The organism is Herbiconiux moechotypicola (genome assembly GCF_024979255.1).
In the GTDB taxonomy this organism is placed as follows: Bacteria; Actinomycetota; Actinomycetes; order Actinomycetales; family Microbacteriaceae; genus Herbiconiux; species Herbiconiux moechotypicola.
In genome coordinates, this window is the sequence record NZ_JANLCN010000014.1 from 1 (window position 1) to 17,477 (window position 17,477).

Below are 17,477 nucleotides of genomic sequence, written 5' to 3' on the forward strand. Positions count from 1 at the left end.
GCCTTCCGGATCAGGCCACCAGTTAGCCACCGAAACTGGAACCCTTTCCGTGGGGCAGGTCAAGATGTCACCTACACGTGCAGCAGTCCCCGGCGCCACCATGAAATACTCCTCTTCTCTTCGTGTTCGCGTTGCCTGTCGTGGTGGCGTTCGCGGCCGAGGACATACTCACGCAGCTGCCAGTCAGAGCGAGCGAGTACCGCCGTTCAGTTGCCGGAACTCGCCCGGCGACCGACCGACATGTCTGCGGAACGCCACGCCCATGTACTCGGATTGGCGAAAGCCGAGGCGCTCGGCGATTCGGGTCAATGGCCAGTCGGTGTGCAGCAGGAGCTCTGCGACGCGGCTCATCCGCACACGAGTTATCTCGTCGTGCACTGTCCGGCCGAGGGCGCCGACAAAGCGGTAGTCGAGTGAGCGACGGGACAAATTCACTTGTCGTGTCACATCATCAACGCGGATACTCTCGTCGGCGTGCTCTCGAATCCAACGAAGCGCCTTCACGACCAAGGGATCGTCAACCGACAGAACGTCCGATGACAGGCGCGGTTCGATTCGGAGGGGAGGGATTGGATATAGTTCCGGGTCTACGACCGCGCCGACCATCATTGAATCTAGGAGCTGCGCAGCGAGGTATCCAGTGCTGGTCGCGTCCGGTTGGATGCTCGACATAGGCGGAGAGGTCAAGTTGCATATGAGCTCATCGTTGTCGACTCCGAGAACCGCCACCGAGTACGGCACCGCGAGGTTTGCGACCTTGCATGCTTCGAGGAGCTCCTGGCCAGCGATGTCGTAGCACGCCCAGATCCCTACTGGCTTGGGTAGCGAGTGGAGCCAATCGACCAGGGCTCGGCGGCTGTCTGCGGCGGTGCCTGAATCGCTCAACTCGAACAGGTGTGCGAGGCGGCCTTGTCCGTGCGCGCGCACCTGGTGAGAGAAGTGCTCCTGTCGATTGATGGACCAACCGAACCGCGAGTCTCCGCAGTAAGCGAAGTTGTCGATCCCTCGCTCGGCGAAGTGGCGAACCGCCCATCGCGCCATCATCTCGTCATCGGTCTCGACGCACGGGAACTCGAGAGCGAGTCTGGCTGAGCTGAGGTCCACGACGGGCACTCCGAGTTTGCGAACCTGCAGTGCCGTCTGTTCATTCTCGATGCGGGCTATGACGCCGTCGCCGTGCCACCCTTCGAGCCACGAAAGGTCCGTGTCCTGTCGGCTGTGCTCGCCGATGTAAATCGACCAGGCGGGCCGGGTCGCGAGGTACTTTCGCACTCCAACTAGCAGGCCGCGTGCGTAGGCGTTGGAGGTCTCAACTACGAGAGCGACATGTTTCGTGAGAGACAGCGGTAACTGGGGGCTCATGTCATCAAGCTAACGATACCGGGGCTTTCGTGGATGAGTTTCACGTGCGACTCCGAGTGCTGGTCGATGCGCGTGATGTGTATGTAAAAAATCTAACCTAGACAGCGATTTATCGCATCGCTTCGTTCGACATCCCCGCTTACCGTGGAGTCATCGCACCAGCCCGCCGCGACGTCACCCGCTCACGACAACGGAGTCATGATGATCAATCGAACTCAACCCCACAGTGCCCGCTTCGCACCTCGTCGGGGCCGACTGCTGACGGCGACCGCGGCGTTGGCTGCCATCGCCATCGTCCTCGCCGGCTGCGCCGGCGAGGCGGAACCGGATACTCCCGTTGGCGAGATCGGCGGAAAGCTGACCTACTGGATCGGCGTCGACTCTTCCAACCCCGATGCGGAAGCGGTCGCACAGCGCCTTCTCGCCGACCCGTTCATTGAGTTGTACCCCAATGTGGACCTTCAGCTTGTCGTTCAGCCCGAGACCGGTGCCGCACAGAAGCTGCAGACCGCGCTCGCGGCGGGCCAGGGGCCTGATTTCATCGAAACGCCGGGCTCGGCGACAGCGATCCCCTACGCCGAGGCAGGATATCTCGCCAATCTGGATGCCGTCGCTGAGGAGGAGGGCTGGAAGGACGAGATGCTGCCCTGGGCCTTGGACATGGGCGTCATCAACGGCGAGCTGGTAGCCATGCCGACGAACTACGAGACCCTCGTCCTCTACTACAACAAGACTCTGTTCGACGAGAACGGATGGCAGCCGCCCACCGACCGGGCGTCGCTAGAATCGCTCGCCGCCCAGATGGAGGCGAAGGACATCCTGCCATTCACGGCGGGGAACGCGGATTACGCCGGTGCCACCGAGTGGCTCGTGTCGGCCTACCTTAATCAGGTCGCCGGACCGGGCAAGATCCACGACGCTCTCGCGGGAGAGGTCAGCTTCGAGGACCCTGCCTTCGTCGACGCCATGCAGATGATGGTGGACGACTTCAACGCGGGCTGGTTCGGCGGCGGTGTCAAACAGTACTTCTCGACGACCGACCCCCAGAAGTATGCGAAGCTCGTCACGGGCGAAGCGGGCATGTTCGTCTCCGGGAGCTGGGAGATCCAGGCGCTCAACCAGTACTTCGGGGACAGTGACGCCGACTGGGACTGGGTTGCGCTACCTCCGCTCGCGGATGGGATCCCGAGCGACGTCTACCCACTCTCGGTCGGCGGGACGATCTCGATCAACGCTGCGACCAAGAATCTCCCGGCCGCCGAGGCGTACCTGAAGTGGAAGTTCTCAGACACCGACACTCAGTGGGCTGCCATCAAGGAGATTGGAGCCCTCCCGAAGCCGGTTCCCTTCGACACATCGGCGGTGCCGGACGGGATCGATCCGCGGTTCGTCGCGCAGTACAGCGCGATCAGCGATGCTTCTCTGGCCGAGCACGTCGGTTACGTCACGTGGACGTCATTCGGTGGCGCTGCGGAGGCCTTCATCTCCGAGAACCAGGACCGGATGCTGACCGGCGACATGTCGGCCGATGAGTTCTGCGCCGGGCTTGCGAATGCCTATCAGAAGGATGCTGACGCCGGTGTGGTCCCGCCCCTGTTCGACACGGCGGCACGGTGAGCGCGGTGCTCGCCCCTCCAGCGAAGGATGAGGCGACAGCAGCGACGTCCGCCCCTCGGCGGGTGGGCCTCCGCCGCCGCAGTCAGCTGATCGCGATCGCTTTCGCGCTTCCGGCGCTGGCGATCAACCTTCTGGTGATCGGCGGTCCTACGATCGCGGGGATCGGATACTCGTTCACCGATTGGAACGGCATCAGCGCTCCCGAGTTCATCGGTCTCGACAACTGGGTCAGGCTGCTGAACGATGAGGCACTGTGGAACGCCCTGGGCCACAACTTCGTCTATCTGCTGATCTTCTTGACAGTTCCCCTCGGCGTCGGCCTTGCCGGGGCTTTCATGCTCTCACGGATCCGACGGGGAGCCGCGCTGTTCCGGGTGCTCTTCTTCATCCCCTACCTCTTGCTGAGCGTCATCAACGCCCAGATCTGGCGCAACATCCTCGACCCCGAAGTCGGACTCGCCTCAGCGCTGAACAGGATCGGCATCCACTGGCTCGACGGCGTCTACTTCTTCGCCGATAAGGATCTGGCGCTCTACAGCGTTGCATTCGTCGACAGCTGGACTTTCTGGGGCTTCCTGGTGGTCCTCTTCCTCGCCGCGATGCAGGGCATCGACGCGAGTCAGTTCGAAGCGGCGCGCATCGACGGAGCCAACGCGTGGCAGGAGTTTCGCTATGTCGTGCTGCCGGGAATCCGACCCACGCTCACCTTCGCGCTCATGATCATCGCGATCGGCAGTCTGCTCACGTTCGACTACCCGTTCATCCTCACCAACGGAGGGCCAGCCGGTGCAAGCGATGTCGCGTCGCTTCTGGTGAACCGCACCGCATTCGTGGCCCGCGAAGCCGGATACGCGTCAGCTCTCGCGCTGTCGTTGTCTCTCCTCAGTGCGGTCTTCCTGATCCTGTTCAACTTCCTACGGCGCGGAGAGGAGAACTAATGGCCGTCCTCGCCACGCTGCGCTCCCCCCGGAAGAAGGCGGCAGTCCACGCGACGGGCGGGCTGGGGCCGACACCCGTGTCGTACACCGTCCTGATCTTGCTCGCCCTCATCGCCGCACTTCCGCTGCTCGTGCTGGTGTTCAACTCGTTCAAGACCAGCCTTGAGATCGGCACCAATCCGCTCGGCCCACCGTCGGAGCTCGACTTCGCCAACTTCGCGGAGGCGTGGGAACGCGGGAACATGGCACAGGGCTTCCGCAACAGCGCCATCATCGTCGCCGGAACCATTCTCGGCACCTGGCTCTGCGCGGGCTCAGCCGCCTACGCTCTGGCTCGGCTGAACCTGCCGTTCAAGCGCGGCATCGAGACGTACCTGTTCCTCGTGATCTCTCTGCCGGTGCAGATGTTCATCGTGCCCCTGTTCTTTCTGTGGGTGCAGCTCGGACTGATGAACACGCTGCTCGGGCTCATCATCATCTACGTCGCGCTCAATACGCCCTTCTCAGTTCTGCTTCTGCGCACGTTCCTCGTCGGGATCCCGCGCGAGCTCGATGAGGCCGCCCGCCTCGACGGCGCGAACGAGTGGCAGGTCGCGACACGCATCATCATGCCGATCGGGTGGCCGGGTTTCCTTACAGTCGGGCTCGTCTCCGGCCTCGGCGCGTATGGCGAGCTTCTGTTCGCCGTCAACTTCCTCGTCGACCCTGAGTTGATGCCGATCTCGACGTCGTTCCTGCAGTTCAGCCAGGGCTTCACCCAGCTCTACAACCTCGTCAACGCGGCGAGCGTCATCATCGTGATCCCTCTCATCATCCTCTTCCTCTTCATGCAGCGACGTTTCATCGCGGGGCTGGCGACGGGCGGGACCAAGGGATGACGAACCACCTCACACGAAAGGAAACCTCATGACGCGCGCAGTGCGCATCGGAATCGTCGGTCTTGGCTTCGGAGCCGAGTTCATCCCGATCTATCAAGCCCACCCGGGCGCCGAGCTCGTGGCCGTGTGTCAGCGGTCGGCCGCGCAGCTCGAGCGGGTGGCCGACCACTTCGGAGTGCACGCGCGGTATACGAGTTTCGAGGAGATGCTGGAGGATCCCGACATTGATGCCGTGCACATCAATACGCCGATCGGGTTCCATGCCGATCAGGCTGTGGCAGCCCTGGATGCTGGCAAGCACGTCGCCTGCACGGTGCCGATGGCCGTGAGCCTCGAGGATTGCGCACGAGTCGTCGGGGCGCAGCAGCGCTCCGGCAAGCACTACATGATGATGGAAACCGCCGTCTACACCAGGGAGTTCTTCTACGCGCAGGAGCTCGTCTCCAGCGGCAAACTCGGCCGAATCCAGTTCCTGCGTGGCGCCCATATGCAGGAGATGGCCGGATGGCCGGACTACTGGCGCGAGCTGCCTCCGATGCATTACGCGACGCACGCTATCGCGCCCTTGCTCGCGCTAGCGGAAGCGGAGGCGGAAAGCGTGCGCTGCATTGGCTCCGGCATGGTGCGGAGGGACGATGGATCGGGAGGTCCGCCCTTCGCCGTCCAGAGTGCGTTGTTCGCGTTGCGCGACTCTGACCTCGCGATGGAGGTCACCCGCTCGCTGTATGACGTCGCACGTGAGTACGTCGAGAGCTTCGACGTCTACGGCTCGCTGATGAGTTACGAATGGCAGCAACTCGAGCGTGAGGCTCCCGTCGTTTTCAGGGGCGAGGAAGGGGAGCGCGTTTCGATCCCCGACTACGCCGATCGTCTCCCGGACGAGATCCGTGCATTCACAACCCGGGGTGTCTACGACACAGCCGAGAACCAGCACCTCTCCTTCACGCAGGGAAGCGGCCACGGCGGATCGCATCCGCACCTCGCCCACGAGTTCGTCTCCGCGATCCTCGAGGATCGTGCCCCCTTCCCTGATGCGTTCACTGCGGCCAACTGGACGGCTGCGGGCATCGCCGCACATCACTCAGCCGTGTCGGATCTCGAAGTGGCTGTTCCCAACTTTCGAGGAGTTCTGCATGTCTGAAGGTGTCCGTCTTGAGTCTCACGCGCATCGCGTTGAAGTGTTCGCCTCCCACGCCACGGAACCATTGCTGGTGCACAACGCGCCTGTGAGTGGGCGTCCATTCCTCCACCCAATTCAGGCGCCAGGAGGCATCGGAAGTGTGACTGAGGATGCTCCCTCTCATCACCCCTGGCAGCACGGTCTCTACATCGGACTAAACGACGTCAATGGCGTCGGATTTTGGAGCGAGTCACTCAGTCCGGATACGGCGCACCTGGACGGGAGCTTCGCATCGCGAGTGACTGCTAGTGCGACGGCGAGTCCCGATGCGGTGAGCTGGATTGTGACCACGGACTACCTCGACCCCCAGGGCGAGCAAATGATGCACGACGCGCAGAACTGGTCCCTTACGCTGACCGACTCCGTGCTCGAGCTGCGTTTGCGGTGGACGTTAACTGCCGACCGCGACCTAGTTTTCGGTCAGTATGACTACGGTGGGCTGTTCTTGCGGATGCCCTACCGTTCAGACGTCGGCGGGACCGCGATCGACAGCGAAGGCAGCCATGGGCCTGCGAGCCGAGCACGATGGGTCGCCGTACGGATGCCGTTGCCGGAGAGCGGACAGACGGGCGCAGTGGCGATGTTTGATCATCCCGAGAACTTCGAGCATCCGGTGCCGTGGCGCATCGACAACCAATTGGGGATCTCTCCGTCTCCCTGCATTGCCGGTTCATGGGCACTCGCCCGGGGCGAGTCTCGTACCTTCGACTACGGCATCCTCGTCGGGGGATCCGACTTGACCGATGAAATGATCGACGCTCGCTGGGGCGACTACGCGAAGGAGCAGCGAGCATGAAGACCCGAATCGTCGTCACGCCGCGATTCGACGAGATCTGGCCTGTGTCGGCCGACCGTCTGAAGAGTCTTCTGGAGCCGAGTAGCGATGTCGAACTGATCCGGACGAGCGAGGGAGCGCCTGTCGGGTCGAGCAGCGTCGATCGGCTGTTCTGGCTCGGCGGCAGCCTCACTGACCTCGACCTGGACGGCTATCCGGCGCTGCGTGAGGCATTCACCACTCTCGGGTACGCGTCCGACCCGCTCACGGACGCCCTCCTCCGCGATCGCGGCATCCAAAGGATCGGTCATCCCTCCGAGGGATACTGGGCGCAGTCGGTGTCCGAGTTCGCGCTTGGTCTGACGATCGCGGCGCTCCGCCGGATACCCCAGCGCACGAGCCTGGTCCTCGACGGTCCGGGCGCCGGTTGGGAATATGAGGCGGAGCAGCTCAGCGATGATCTCCGCTTCGTCAGCGGCACGATCGCTGGCAAGCGGATCCGAGTCGTCGGCGCGGGCAACATCGCCAGCAGATATGCGAGCTTCACCTCGATGCTCGGTGCCGACGTGTCGGCATGGGACCCTTTCGCCGGCGAGCCCGCCTTCCATCGGGCTGGCGCACGTCGTGAGTGGAACCTGGAGAAGCTGCCGGTCGATGCGGACATCTTCGTGCCGATGGTTCCACTGATGGACTCGACACGGGGTCTTGTCACAGCGGAACTCATCCGGTCCATCCCCAATGGGTCGCTGGTCGTCCTCGCAACCCGTGCCGGCATCTGCGACGTCGCCGAGTTGCGGAGACGTGTCATCGCCGGTGAGCTGAGTCTTGCCGCCGACGTCTTCGATGTCGAGCCTCTTCCCGTCGGGGACGCGCTGTTGAGTCTGGATCACGTCGTGCTCTCGCCCCACATCGCGGGACGTACGCTCGACTCCGGATACCGGTGGGCCGAGGCACTGGCCGAGCAACTCCCGGAGTTCGAACCTCACGCCGTCGCGCCACCGGTGCGCCTTCGCCGATGAATCCTCGCGCGGAGGGTGTGCAGTTCCCATCCAGCGTGGATGGCCAAGCGGATGTAGAGTTCGGTCGCGTCATGGATGCCTTTCGTGACTCCTTTGCCGACCGCGGCCCGATGGGGGCGGCGCTATCGGTTTGGATCGACGGCCGTCAGGTGGTCGACGTCTGGGGTGGCGTGACCGCCGGAAACTTCGCATCCCAATGGACAGCAACAACGACTACCGTCGTCTTCTCGTGTACGAAGGCGCTTCTCGCCATCCTTGCCGCACGGCTCGTCCAAGAAGGCCGTCTGGACTACGAGGCGCCGGTGGCTCACTATTGGCCGGAGTTCGCGCAGGCGGGTAAGGAAGACGTCCTCGTCAAGCACGTACTTGCCCACCAGGCCGGCCTGTCAGCACCACGACGGTCCGTGTCGACCGATCAGGCAATCAGTTGGCCGTTCATGACCGAGCTGCTCGCCTCGCAGCGTCCTCTCTGGACACCAGGAACCGCCCACGAGTATCACGCACTCACGTTTGGCTGGCTCGTCGGCGAACTGATCCGAAGAGTCAGCGGTCGATCGGTCGGCGACGCGCTGCAGGAGATCATCAGCCAGCCGCTGAACGCCGAGATCTGGATCGGCGTCCCTCCCGAACAGTCCTTCCGGGTCGCAGAGCTGCTGCTTGAAGAGGGCAGTGAGACCGCACACGCTGCGGCTGGTGAGCGCACGCCGCAAGAACCTGACTGGGGGGTGCGCTCGTTGACGCTGGGTGGCGCCTTCCCAGTCGAACTCGCCGGGCCAGGAACAGGATTCAACGACCCAAGGGTGCGGGCCGCCGAGATCGCCGGCGCAGGCGGCATCGCAACATCACGGTCCCTCGCCAAAGCGATGTCGGCAACAGTCGTGCGCACGGACGGGGTTCGTCTACTTGATGACGCGATTCTCGCCCGCGCGACAGCGCCCGTGACGTTGGGGCCCCCAGCTTTCGGGCGCCCACCACCATGGTCAAAACGGGGTCTGGGGTTTCAGTTGCCCTCGCCAGGGCGAGGCTTTCTGTCCCCGCGATCTTTCGGTCATGACGGCGCAGGTGGTCAGATCGCATTCGCCGATCCTGACGCCCGCCTGGGATTCGCCTACCTTACGAATCGACTCGAGGCAGGGCCAGACGGGCGGGGCGCCTCGATCATCAATGCACTGCGGCGAGTCCTTTGCTGAGCACGCAATCAATCCTCGTCAAGAGTTCGGTCTGCTAATCAACAAGCTGGTTGTGGCTCTTGTGGAATCGAGCCGCCATTCGGATGCCCAACTACTCGAAGCGCTCATTGATCTAAGCCACTCCGAGTGGAGTCCCGCATAGTGGTGTAGCGCGCGGTGGCTGGGTTCGTCGCTTGGACGTAGGCGCGGTCACCGTGTGATCCTTCGAGGAAACTCTCACATCCCACTCGAAAGGCATCATCACGATGACCGCACCTCATATTGTCGACCCTTCCGGCCTGCTCACCGAAGCCCTTCTCGACGCGTCGCCCGATCTGATGCGGCAGCCTGCTGCAAACGATGATCAACGCGTTGCTGTCCGCGGACGCAGACGCTGTCGTCGGCGCGGAATGGGGCAAGCCCTTACCCGACCGCACGACCCAGCGCAACGGGTACCGGCACCGCGACCTCGATACCCGGGTCGGAACGATCGACGTCGCGATCCCGAAGCTGCGGCAGGGCACGTACTTCCCGGAATGGCCCCTTCAGCGCCGCAAGCGCGCGGAGACAGCGATGATCACCGTCGTCGCGGACTGCTACCTCGCCGGCGTGAGCACCCGCCGGATGGACAAGCTCGTCAAGACCCTCGGGATCCACTCCCTCTCGAAGTCGCAGGTGTCCCGAATGGCGGTCGAGCTCGACGAGCACGTCGACCAGTTCCGGCACCGTCCGCTCGACGACGCCGGCCCGTTCACGTTCGTCGCCGCCGACGCGCTCACCATGAAGGTCCGCGAAGGCGGCCGGGTCATAGGCGCCGTCGTGCTCGTCGCGACCGGGGTCAACGCGGACGGGCGCCGCGAAGTCCTCGGGCTGCGGGTCGCGACCAGTGAGACGGGAGCTGCCTGGAACAGTTTCTTCGCCGACCTCGTCGCCCGCGGCCTGGGCGGGGTCCGTCTCGTCACCAGCGATGCTCACGCCGGGCTCGTCGAAGCGGTCGCCGCGAACCTGCCCGGCGCGGTCTGGCAACGCTGCCGCACCCACTACGCCGCCAACCTGATGAGCGTGACACCGAAGGCCATGTGGCCAGCGGTGAAAGCGATGCTGCACTCCGTCTACGACCAGCCCGACGCCGACAGCGTCCACGCCCAGTTCGACCGGCTCCTCGACTACGTCGACGGGAAACTCCCCGACGCGTTCGAGCACCTCGACGCCGCCCGGGCGGACATCCTCGCGTTCACCGGATTCCCCGAGGGCCTCTGGCAGCAGATCTGGTCCAACAACCCGAACGAGCGTCTCAACCGCGAGATCCGCCGCCGCACCGACAGCGTCGGAATCTTCCCAAACCGGGACGCGATCATCCGCCTCGTCGGCGCCGTGCTCGCCGAACAGACCGACGAATGGGCCGAAGGCCGCCGCTACCTCGGGCTCGACATCCTCGCCAAGAGCAGGCTCACCCTCGTCGCCAACACCGGCATCGAGGAGGTGACCGACACCGTCCTCGAACTCAGCGCCTGACCCCTCAAACCAAAGGACACCGCGCTACACCACTACCCGGGACTTGACCATGACTCAGCCCCTCTCCCAGGACCCGACATTCAGTGGGTGGGTCCAGAACCGCACGCCAGCTGGCCGATGGGGGACCCCCGACGACCTGGTAGGCGTCGCAGTCTGGCTCTCCTCCTCAGCCAGCACATTCGTCAACGGTCAGACGATCTACATCGACGGAGGGCTAACCAGCGTTGTCTGACCCCACGAGTTCACGCCGCCCGGAAGTCCCGCCGGACTCCCACGACGCAGCCCACGTTCACACGGCAGGGAGCCTGACCCGGTTTCCCGGACGGTTCTTGTGTGTTGATCATGCCGCGATTTCTGCGGCGGTGTGAAGGGCTTCGAACTCGGCGGGGCTGAGGTCGCCGAGGCTTGTGTGCCGGCGGCGCGGGTTGTAGTGCCCCTCGATCCACTCGAACATCGCCGACGCGAGCTGCGCCTTGGAGTCCCAGGCCGTGCGGTCCAGGAGCTCGCGTTGCATCGTTGACCAGAAGCTCTCGATGAGGGCGTTGTCGACGCTGGAGGCGACTCTGCCCATCGATCCGAGGAGCCCGGCTTGGCGGAGCCGGTGGCCGAAGAGCCACGAGGTGTATTGCGCTCCTCGGTCCGCGTGAACCACGGTGCCGGGTTCGGGGCGCCGCCGCCAGCGGGCCATGTCGAGCGCGTCGACGACGATGTCCGCGGTGATCCGATCCGAGATCGACCACCCCACGATCCGGCGTGAGTAGGCGTCGATCACGGCCGCGCAGTAGACCCAGCCGTCTCTCGCCCGGTGCTGCGTGATGTCGCAGAACCAGAGCCGGTTCGGCGCATCGGCGCGGAACTGCCGCTTCACGAGGTCCTCGTGCGTGGCAGTGTCGGGCTTCCAGCCGCGCCGCTTCCGGCGATGGGAGACCCCGACCAGTCCGTCCAGTCGCATCAGCCGGGCGACGCGCTTGCGGCCCACGTGAACGTTGAGTCCGCGCCGCAGTTCCGCCAGCACCCGCGGCGCGCCATAGGTCTCCCGGGAGTCGGCGTGGATACGGCGGATTGTCGTGGTCAGCTCCGCGTCCGCGACCGCCCGCGGTGAGGGTGGTCGGCTCGCCCACTCGTAGTAGCCGGAGGTGGAGATGTTCAGGAACCGGCAGGCCACCGCGACGGGGATACCGTCCGCGGCGAGCTCCTGGACCAGCCGGAACCCTATTTTGGGAGCACGTTCTCCCTCGCGAAGTACGCCGACGCACGCTTGAGGATCTCGATCTCCATCTCCAGCACCCGGTTCCGACGCCGCAGCTCGACGAGCTCCTTGTGCTCGTCCGTCGTGACGCCGGCCTTACGGCCGGTGTCGACCGCGTCTCGGTTCATCCAGTTCCGAAGGCAGGACTCGCTGATCCCGAGATCACGGGCAGTCTGACCGACAGGGTTGCCCTGGGCGACCAGATCCAGGGCTCGACGCCGGAACTCCGGCGGGTGGGCAGCAGGCATCTCACGGACTCCTTCCGAGACGATCATCGCCTCAACTCAGGTGTCCGGGAAACCGGGTCAGGCTCCCAGACCTCGAATCTTAGGAGTGGTGTGATGGTTGCGTTCGTTATGATCGCCCGGCGGTGGCGTCCATCGTGTCGGGGAAGTTTCTTTCGGCTCTTCCCCGACACGAATGACTGTTCCTTACTGCGGCAGGGTCCATTTCTGGCTCGCACCGGCGTGGCAGCTCCAGACGTGGGCTTGGGTTCCGTTGGCGGTGGATCCGCCGACGAGATCGAGACACTTGCCGCTGAGCGCTCCGAATCTCGACGGCGTCGTCCGGGCCGCAATGGTCGCGGCGTTGGGCGAGGCATCCCGCATCAAGACCCGCCCGATCGATCGCATGGCCTATGTAAGCGCCGCGTCGCATACTTCTATACGCCGAGAGCTGTGCTGGTCGCTCAGGAATGCCGCCGGGCTCGCGACGATCCTGAGGGCGGCGAGTGCGAGCTCCCGGGACTCCCAGAGCCGGCTCACCGCGTCCATCCACTCCTCGGCCCGCACGTAGCGCTCGTCGTGTTCGAACATCCGGTCGTAGCCGTAGTTCTGCGCGACTCGGTGGCTGACCGAGGTCACCACGTTGAAGCCGATGCGGCCGTTGGAGATGTATGACGGCGGTCGGGCGCCGCTAGAGAGTTGAGTGCGACGGCCGGACAGCTGTGCAGTGCGAGAGTCGGCTGTGCGTTGTTGCTTCGACGACTCAGGAGAGCGCTTCAGCTCGGGAATTGACAAATGAAGTGCCTAGCGGGTTGCCATCAACAATCGGGACGGCATTCCGAGCACCTAGGCCTATTTAGGCCCGAATGAGCCACTTGACACTTCAACTTCAGATCACTAATCTGAAGTTGAAGCACGCGATGGCCATGAGAGATTCTGGTCGTGATGGGCTGCGACACAGACCGCAATGGAGGGGCGCATTATGGCGACGAATGAAAGCGACATCTTCGTCAAGGCGCGATTCGTCTACGCTTCGTTGCCGAAAGCGGAGCGCGGCGCGGCTGATCTACTCTTCGACGACGGCAAGGCGGCCGCAGGTTATACCCTGGCTGAGTACGCGATGAGAGCGGGCACCTCGGAGTCGTCCGTCATCCGATTCTGCCGACGGATCGGTGCCGCCGGATATGCGGAGTTCACCGAACTCCTACAGCACGCGAGTGAGGCGCCGAACGGGCACGGCGCCTATCGGATCGCCGCGAGCGACAGTGTGAAGACTGCGTTCGAGAAGGTTGCCCGCAACTACAACGACACGCTCACCGATACTTTGGCGCTGTACACGCCGGAGTACGAGCGGGCACTGGCGGCCATCCGCGACGCACGCATCGTGCACTTCTTCGGAATCGGCGACGCGCACCTGGTCTGCCAAGCGGCGCAGATGAAATTCACCCGCGTGGGGAAGCAGTCCACCGCCTACAGCGACTCCGCGTTGATGCTGGCGACGGGCAGCTTGGCGGAGCCGGTTGACGTCATCGTCGCTGTCTCGTTCTCGGGGCAGAGCCGCGTGCTCACGAACGCGGTGCGGTTGGCGAAGCAGAACGGCGCCACCGTCGTCGCGATCCTGCACAACGAGAAGAGCACCCTCGGAAAGCTGGCCGACATCAGCCTGTTCACAGCGACCACCGACCTCACCCCGACCCACGACGAGATCGCACGGAGGATCGCCGAACACGCCATCGTCGACACCCTCTACATGGCGATGATCTCGCAAGACTCCGAGATTTACGGTCCGAGAGGCGAACAGTCCTTGTCGGCGATCGAAGCTTACAAGTAGCGCCGATGAGCAGCCCTCAATAGCCCCAGAAGACGCAGTTCTTGCGAGCGCGGAAACGCGCTCGCCGCCCCGGCACGAGCAGGACGAGCCACCACTTCTCCTTGCCGCGCCCGAAAAGTGTGCCGATCGACGACGACGGCGCACGATCCCGAGAGAAAACCAGGAGAAAGAGGAAAACGATGCACAAGTCACTCGTACAGGGGGTCGGCACGGCCGTGATCGCGGTCATGCTGCTCGCGGGGTGTTCCGCGGGCGGAACCGACGCCGGACAGAGCGATTCGCCGACTGATTCCAGCAACCTGAGCATGGCGTTCTCCGGCTCCGAGCTCGCGAACCCGTGGGTGTCGACCGTCAAGGACGGCTTCGAGGCCGCCTGCAAGGACAACAACATCCGCTGCACCACCCTGAACGCCGGCAGCGACGTCGACAAGCAGGTCACCGATGTGCAGAACGCGATCAACGGCGGCCAGAACGCGATCATCATGAACCCCGTCGACGGCACCGCGCTCGAATCGGTGCTCACCGCAGGCAAGGAGAAGGGCGTCGCGAGCATCACGGTCGCCCAGACGGCGGATGCGTCGACAGGCTCGATCTACCTCGACGACGCAGCGTACGGCGAGATGATCGCGGAGAACGCGGTGCAGTGGATCAAGGAGGAGCTCGGCGGCAAGGGCACCGTGGCGATTCTCGGTGAGGAGAACATCGAGTCGTCGATCGCCCGCGGCGACGGGATCGAGGAGACGATCAAGCGTGAGCTCCCCGACGTGAAGATCGTCGCGCGGCAGCACGCGAACACACCGGATCTGGGCCTCAGCGTCACCCAGAACCTGCTGCTGCAGTACCCCGACCTCAACGTGATCGTCGCCGCGAACGACTCGGGTGGAATCGGCGCCTACCAGGCCTTCGAGAACAGCGGCCTCGCCACCGATCCGCAGCGTGGCATCTTCTCGGGCGACAAGACCGACGAGGCGATCAAGTACATGTCGATCCCCGACAGCATCTACCGCGGAACCGTCGACCTGCAGCCGTACAACGCCGGTTACGCGGCGGTCGAGATGGCGTTGCAGCAGTTGAAGGACGGGCTCCCCGCCGAGCAGGAGCGTCAGCAGCTGGAGATGACGCCGTTCACGCAGGAAGAGGCGCTCGCCACCAAGTAGTGCCTCCGGTGGCCCGCCCCGCAGCGGGCCACCGGATGCTCGTCCACCAGCCCGCAGCACGAGATCGGAGTCGACATTGGTGATTCTGCAGGTCGAGAATCTGAGTAAGAAGTACGGGAACTTCCTGGCCCTGGAGAACGCATCCTTCGAGGTGAAAGAGGGGAGCGTCCACGCCCTCTGCGGCGAGAACGGCGCGGGCAAGTCGACACTGATCAAGATGCTCTCGGGGGCGATCGTGCCCACCAGCGGGCGGTTCGTGATCGACGGGGTCGAATCCACGGGCATGACCCCTCGCGAGGCCATGAACCACGGAATCCGCGCGATCTACCAGGAGTTCAGCCTCGTTCCTTTCCTGACCGTCGCCGAGAACATCTTCTACGGCCGCGAGCCGACCCGGGCCGGCTTCTGCGACTTCGGGAAGATGAAGGACGACGCCCGCGCGCTGTGCCGGGAGATGGGTGTGGAGATCGATCCCGGGGCCAGGGTCGAGACCTTGGGTGTGGCACAGCAGCAGATCGTGGAGATCCTCAAAGCGGTCTCAAGCAAAGCGCGACTGCTGATCATGGACGAGCCCACGGCCTCATTAACCGTCGGCGAGACCCAGGTCTTCTACGACATCGTCCGCCGCCTGCAGGCGGCCGGCACCGCGATCATCTACATCTCGCACCGGCTCGAGGAGGTCTTCAGCCTGTGCGACGAGGTCAGCGTGCTCTGTGACGGGCGGATGACCGCGACCCGGCCGGTGGAGGACGTCACCCGGCGAGAACTCATCTCCCTCATGGTTGGACGGGACCTCGTCGAGTCCTACCCGGAATCGAGCACCGCTCCGGGAGCGGAGGTTCTGCGGGTGAGCAATCTCGAGAACGATCGGCTCCACGACGTGAGCTTCGCGCTGCACGCGGGGGAGATCCTCGGCTTCGGCGGGCTCATCGGCGCCGGGCGCACGGAGCTTGCGATGGCCCTGATGGGTGAGTTGAAGATCGACGGCGGAACCGTCTTGTTGCGGGGAGCCGACTACCGGCCGCGCTCGTCGCGATACGCGCTGACCCGGGGCATCGGCCTGATTCCGGAAGACCGGAAGCATCAGGGAGTCGTGATGTCGCTGAGCGTGAAACGCAACGTCTCACTGGGCATCTTGGACAAGCTCTCGAACGCCGCCGGAATCTTGAGTCGCGCCCGGGAGGACGAGTACTACGACAAATACGCCACAGAGCTCGCGATCAAGACGGCGACCCCGAACAACCTCGTGAGTACCCTCTCGGGCGGCAACCAGCAGAAGGTCGTGGTGGCGAAGGTCTTGGCGAGGGATTGCGAAGTGATCATCTTCGACGAGCCCACCCGCGGGATCGACGTCGGAGCGAAACACGAGATCTACGGCCTCATGCGCGAACTCGCCGACCAGGGCAAGGCCATCATCCTGATCAGCTCCGACATGCCCGAATTGCTCGGGATGTCCGATCGGATCGCGGTGATGAGCGCCGGTTATCTGGTGGCGGATCTCGGCCGCGGAGAGGCCGATCAGGCAACGATTTTGGAGCTCGCCTCCACGAAGCTCGCAATGGAAGAAGGAATGCAATGAGGTCTGTGAACCGGGATCGTCTCGTCCACTACGTGTTCGAGTACGGAATCGTCGTCGTCTTGGCGGTGCTGGTGCTGGTGTTCTCCCTGAGCTCGCCGTCGTTCTTCACGGCCAGCACCCTGACCACCATCCTCAGCCAGGTCTCCGTCATCGGCATCATTGCGATCGGCATGGCCTGCGTGATGCTCCTCGGCAGCATCGATCTGTCGGTGGGCGCCACCGCGGGTCTGGTGAGTGTGACCGCTGCGCTGCTCATGTCGATGGGCTTTCCAGTCTGGTCGGCGGTGATTCTCACCCTGATCGTGGGAATCGTGATCGGTCTCTTCAACGCTCTGTCGTTGACGTTGTTCCGCATCCCGTCGCTCATCGGCACCCTGGCCGTGATGACGGCGCTCCGTGGGCTGGCCTATCTGCTCTCTAACGGCATACCGATCTACGACATCGACGCCGGATTCAAGCAATTGGCTCAGGGCTCGTTTCTGTCGATCCCCATTCCCGGTCTCCTCTTCCTCGGCATCTTCGTCGTGGTCGCCATCGTGCTCAACCGGGCGAAGATCGGCCGGCAGATCTACGGCGTCGGCGGCAACGAGGAGGCCAGCCGCCTCTCCGGCGTGCCGGTGACGCGCATCAAGTACTTCGTCTTCGCCCTCAGCGGACTGCTGGCGGCGGTCGGCGGCCTGCTCCTGCTTGCGCGCACGAACAGCGGTCAGCCGAGCGCGGGCTCCGGCTACGAGCTGGATGTCATCACGGCGGTCGTGCTCGGGGGCGTGGCGATCACGGGCGGAAAGGGACGGCTCTGGTTGGTGCTCGTCGGTGTGCTCATCATGGGCACCCTCTCGACCGGAATGGTCATGAACAACGTCAACGACTACGTGCAGCAAGTGGTCAAGGGACTGATCTTGGTGGCAGCGGTCGCGTTCTCCCAGATCGCGGCGAGGTCGCAGGGCGGCCGCACCATCACACGGTGACCGGCGAAGACACGGT

General features: G+C 64.1%; 17 protein-coding genes and 1 pseudogene. 13 read left to right on the forward strand and 5 right to left on the reverse strand.

From position 1 onward, the window contains the following. Positions 1-183: 183 nt before the first annotated feature. A complete protein-coding gene (locus tag N1031_RS18025; protein ID WP_259481227.1) occupies positions 184-1,362 on the reverse strand; it encodes an AraC family transcriptional regulator in 1,179 nt (392 codons plus the stop codon). A 276-nt stretch (positions 1,363-1,638) separates the two neighbouring features. Here N1031_RS18025 and N1031_RS18030 point away from each other — a divergent pair, with 276 nt between their 5' ends. The 9 genes and pseudogenes from N1031_RS18030 to N1031_RS18070 all read left to right on the forward strand — a co-directional run bounded on the left by N1031_RS18030 (position 1,639) and on the right by N1031_RS18070 (position 10,685). After that, complete coding sequence (locus tag N1031_RS18030) at positions 1,639-2,979, forward strand: ABC transporter substrate-binding protein (RefSeq protein ID WP_259481229.1); 1,341 nt, start codon at positions 1,639-1,641, stop codon at positions 2,977-2,979. Beyond that, positions 2,976-3,917, forward strand: a complete 942-nt coding sequence (locus tag N1031_RS18035) for a carbohydrate ABC transporter permease (RefSeq protein ID WP_259481231.1) — start codon at positions 2,976-2,978, stop codon at positions 3,915-3,917. The genes N1031_RS18030 and N1031_RS18035 overlap by 4 nt, the downstream gene beginning before the upstream one ends. Next, the gene (locus N1031_RS18040; RefSeq protein WP_259481233.1) at positions 3,917-4,795 is read left to right on the forward strand and encodes a carbohydrate ABC transporter permease; all 879 of its coding nucleotides are present in this window, start codon (positions 3,917-3,919) and stop codon (positions 4,793-4,795) included. The genes N1031_RS18035 and N1031_RS18040 overlap by 1 nt, the downstream gene beginning before the upstream one ends. A 28-nt stretch (positions 4,796-4,823) precedes the next feature. Further along, a complete protein-coding gene (locus N1031_RS18045; RefSeq protein WP_259481235.1) occupies positions 4,824-5,936 on the forward strand; it encodes a Gfo/Idh/MocA family protein in 1,113 nt (370 codons plus the stop codon). Beyond that, a complete protein-coding gene (locus tag N1031_RS18050) occupies positions 5,929-6,771 on the forward strand; it encodes a DUF6807 domain-containing protein (RefSeq protein WP_259481237.1) in 843 nt (280 codons plus the stop codon). Before N1031_RS18045 ends, N1031_RS18050 begins: the two co-directional genes overlap by 8 nt. After that, complete coding sequence (locus N1031_RS18055; protein WP_259481239.1) at positions 6,768-7,769, forward strand: NAD(P)-dependent oxidoreductase; 1,002 nt, start codon at positions 6,768-6,770, stop codon at positions 7,767-7,769. Before N1031_RS18050 ends, N1031_RS18055 begins: the two co-directional genes overlap by 4 nt. 71 nt (positions 7,770-7,840) lie before the next feature. Then, entirely contained in the window at positions 7,841-8,959 is a 1,119-nt protein-coding gene (locus tag N1031_RS18060) for a serine hydrolase domain-containing protein (RefSeq protein ID WP_259481240.1), read from the forward strand. 245 nt (positions 8,960-9,204) lie between these two features. Further along, positions 9,205-10,453: pseudogene (locus tag N1031_RS18065) on the forward strand (IS256 family transposase). A gap of 49 nt (positions 10,454-10,502) precedes the next feature. After that, entirely contained in the window at positions 10,503-10,685 is a 183-nt protein-coding gene (locus N1031_RS18070; protein WP_375163655.1) for an SDR family oxidoreductase, read from the forward strand. 108 nt (positions 10,686-10,793) lie between these two features. On the opposite strand, the gene N1031_RS18075 is transcribed toward N1031_RS18070, so the two are convergent. The 4 genes from N1031_RS18075 to N1031_RS18090 all read right to left on the reverse strand — a co-directional run bounded on the left by N1031_RS18075 (position 10,794) and on the right by N1031_RS18090 (position 12,721). Further along, entirely contained in the window at positions 10,794-11,618 is an 825-nt protein-coding gene (locus N1031_RS18075; RefSeq protein WP_259481241.1) for an IS3 family transposase, read from the reverse strand. Positions 11,619-11,665: 47 nt separating this feature from the next. Next, on the reverse strand, positions 11,666-11,977 hold the full coding sequence (locus tag N1031_RS18080) for a transposase (protein ID WP_259481244.1): 312 nt from the start codon (positions 11,975-11,977) through the stop codon (positions 11,666-11,668). A 156-nt stretch (positions 11,978-12,133) separates the two neighbouring features. Then, entirely contained in the window at positions 12,134-12,334 is a 201-nt protein-coding gene (locus tag N1031_RS18085) for an RICIN domain-containing protein (RefSeq protein ID WP_310795716.1), read from the reverse strand. A gap of 3 nt (positions 12,335-12,337) precedes the next feature. Further along, positions 12,338-12,721: an LLM class flavin-dependent oxidoreductase gene (locus tag N1031_RS18090; protein WP_259481246.1), complete on the reverse strand. Its 384-nt coding sequence runs from the start codon at positions 12,719-12,721 to the stop codon at positions 12,338-12,340. 187 nt (positions 12,722-12,908) lie between these two features. On the opposite strand from N1031_RS18090, the gene N1031_RS18095 reads away from it, so the two are divergent. The 4 genes from N1031_RS18095 (at position 12,909) to N1031_RS18110 (ending at position 17,461) form a co-directional block, all read left to right on the forward strand. Continuing rightward, positions 12,909-13,757, forward strand: coding sequence for a MurR/RpiR family transcriptional regulator (locus N1031_RS18095; RefSeq protein ID WP_259481248.1), 849 nt, complete (start codon positions 12,909-12,911; stop codon positions 13,755-13,757). 179 nt (positions 13,758-13,936) lie between these two features. Further along, positions 13,937-14,914, forward strand: a complete 978-nt coding sequence (locus N1031_RS18100; protein ID WP_259481249.1) for a sugar ABC transporter substrate-binding protein — start codon at positions 13,937-13,939, stop codon at positions 14,912-14,914. Between the two features lie 79 nt (positions 14,915-14,993). Further along, positions 14,994-16,493 carry a sugar ABC transporter ATP-binding protein gene (locus N1031_RS18105; RefSeq protein WP_259481251.1) on the forward strand — a complete coding sequence of 500 codons (1,500 nt, stop codon included), beginning with the start codon at positions 14,994-14,996 and terminating at the stop codon, positions 16,491-16,493. Next, on the forward strand, positions 16,490-17,461 hold the full coding sequence (locus tag N1031_RS18110) for an ABC transporter permease (protein WP_259481253.1): 972 nt from the start codon (positions 16,490-16,492) through the stop codon (positions 17,459-17,461). The genes N1031_RS18105 and N1031_RS18110 overlap by 4 nt, the downstream gene beginning before the upstream one ends. The last annotated feature ends 16 nt before the right edge of the window (positions 17,462-17,477 follow it).

Bases quoted from the DNA above. Each gene is read 5' to 3' on its own strand.
- N1031_RS18025 (WP_259481227.1), bottom strand. From the start codon at position 1,362: ATGAGCCCCCAGTTACCGCTGTCTCTCACGAAACATGTCGCTCTCGTA.
- N1031_RS18040 (WP_259481233.1), top strand. From the start codon at position 3,917: ATGGCCGTCCTCGCCACGCTGCGCTCCCCCCGGAAGAAGGCGGCAGTC.
- N1031_RS18045 (WP_259481235.1), top strand. From the start codon at position 4,824: ATGACGCGCGCAGTGCGCATCGGAATCGTCGGTCTTGGCTTCGGAGCC.
- N1031_RS18050 (WP_259481237.1), top strand. From the start codon at position 5,929: ATGTCTGAAGGTGTCCGTCTTGAGTCTCACGCGCATCGCGTTGAAGTG.
- N1031_RS18055 (WP_259481239.1), top strand. From the start codon at position 6,768: ATGAAGACCCGAATCGTCGTCACGCCGCGATTCGACGAGATCTGGCCT.
- N1031_RS18060 (WP_259481240.1), top strand. From the start codon at position 7,841: ATGGATGCCTTTCGTGACTCCTTTGCCGACCGCGGCCCGATGGGGGCG.
- N1031_RS18070 (WP_375163655.1), top strand. From the start codon at position 10,503: ATGACTCAGCCCCTCTCCCAGGACCCGACATTCAGTGGGTGGGTCCAG.
- N1031_RS18080 (WP_259481244.1), bottom strand. From the start codon at position 11,977: ATGATCGTCTCGGAAGGAGTCCGTGAGATGCCTGCTGCCCACCCGCCG.
- N1031_RS18085 (WP_310795716.1), bottom strand. From the start codon at position 12,334: ATGCGATCGATCGGGCGGGTCTTGATGCGGGATGCCTCGCCCAACGCC.
- N1031_RS18095 (WP_259481248.1), top strand. From the start codon at position 12,909: ATGGCGACGAATGAAAGCGACATCTTCGTCAAGGCGCGATTCGTCTAC.
- N1031_RS18100 (WP_259481249.1), top strand. From the start codon at position 13,937: ATGCACAAGTCACTCGTACAGGGGGTCGGCACGGCCGTGATCGCGGTC.
- N1031_RS18110 (WP_259481253.1), top strand. From the start codon at position 16,490: ATGAGGTCTGTGAACCGGGATCGTCTCGTCCACTACGTGTTCGAGTAC.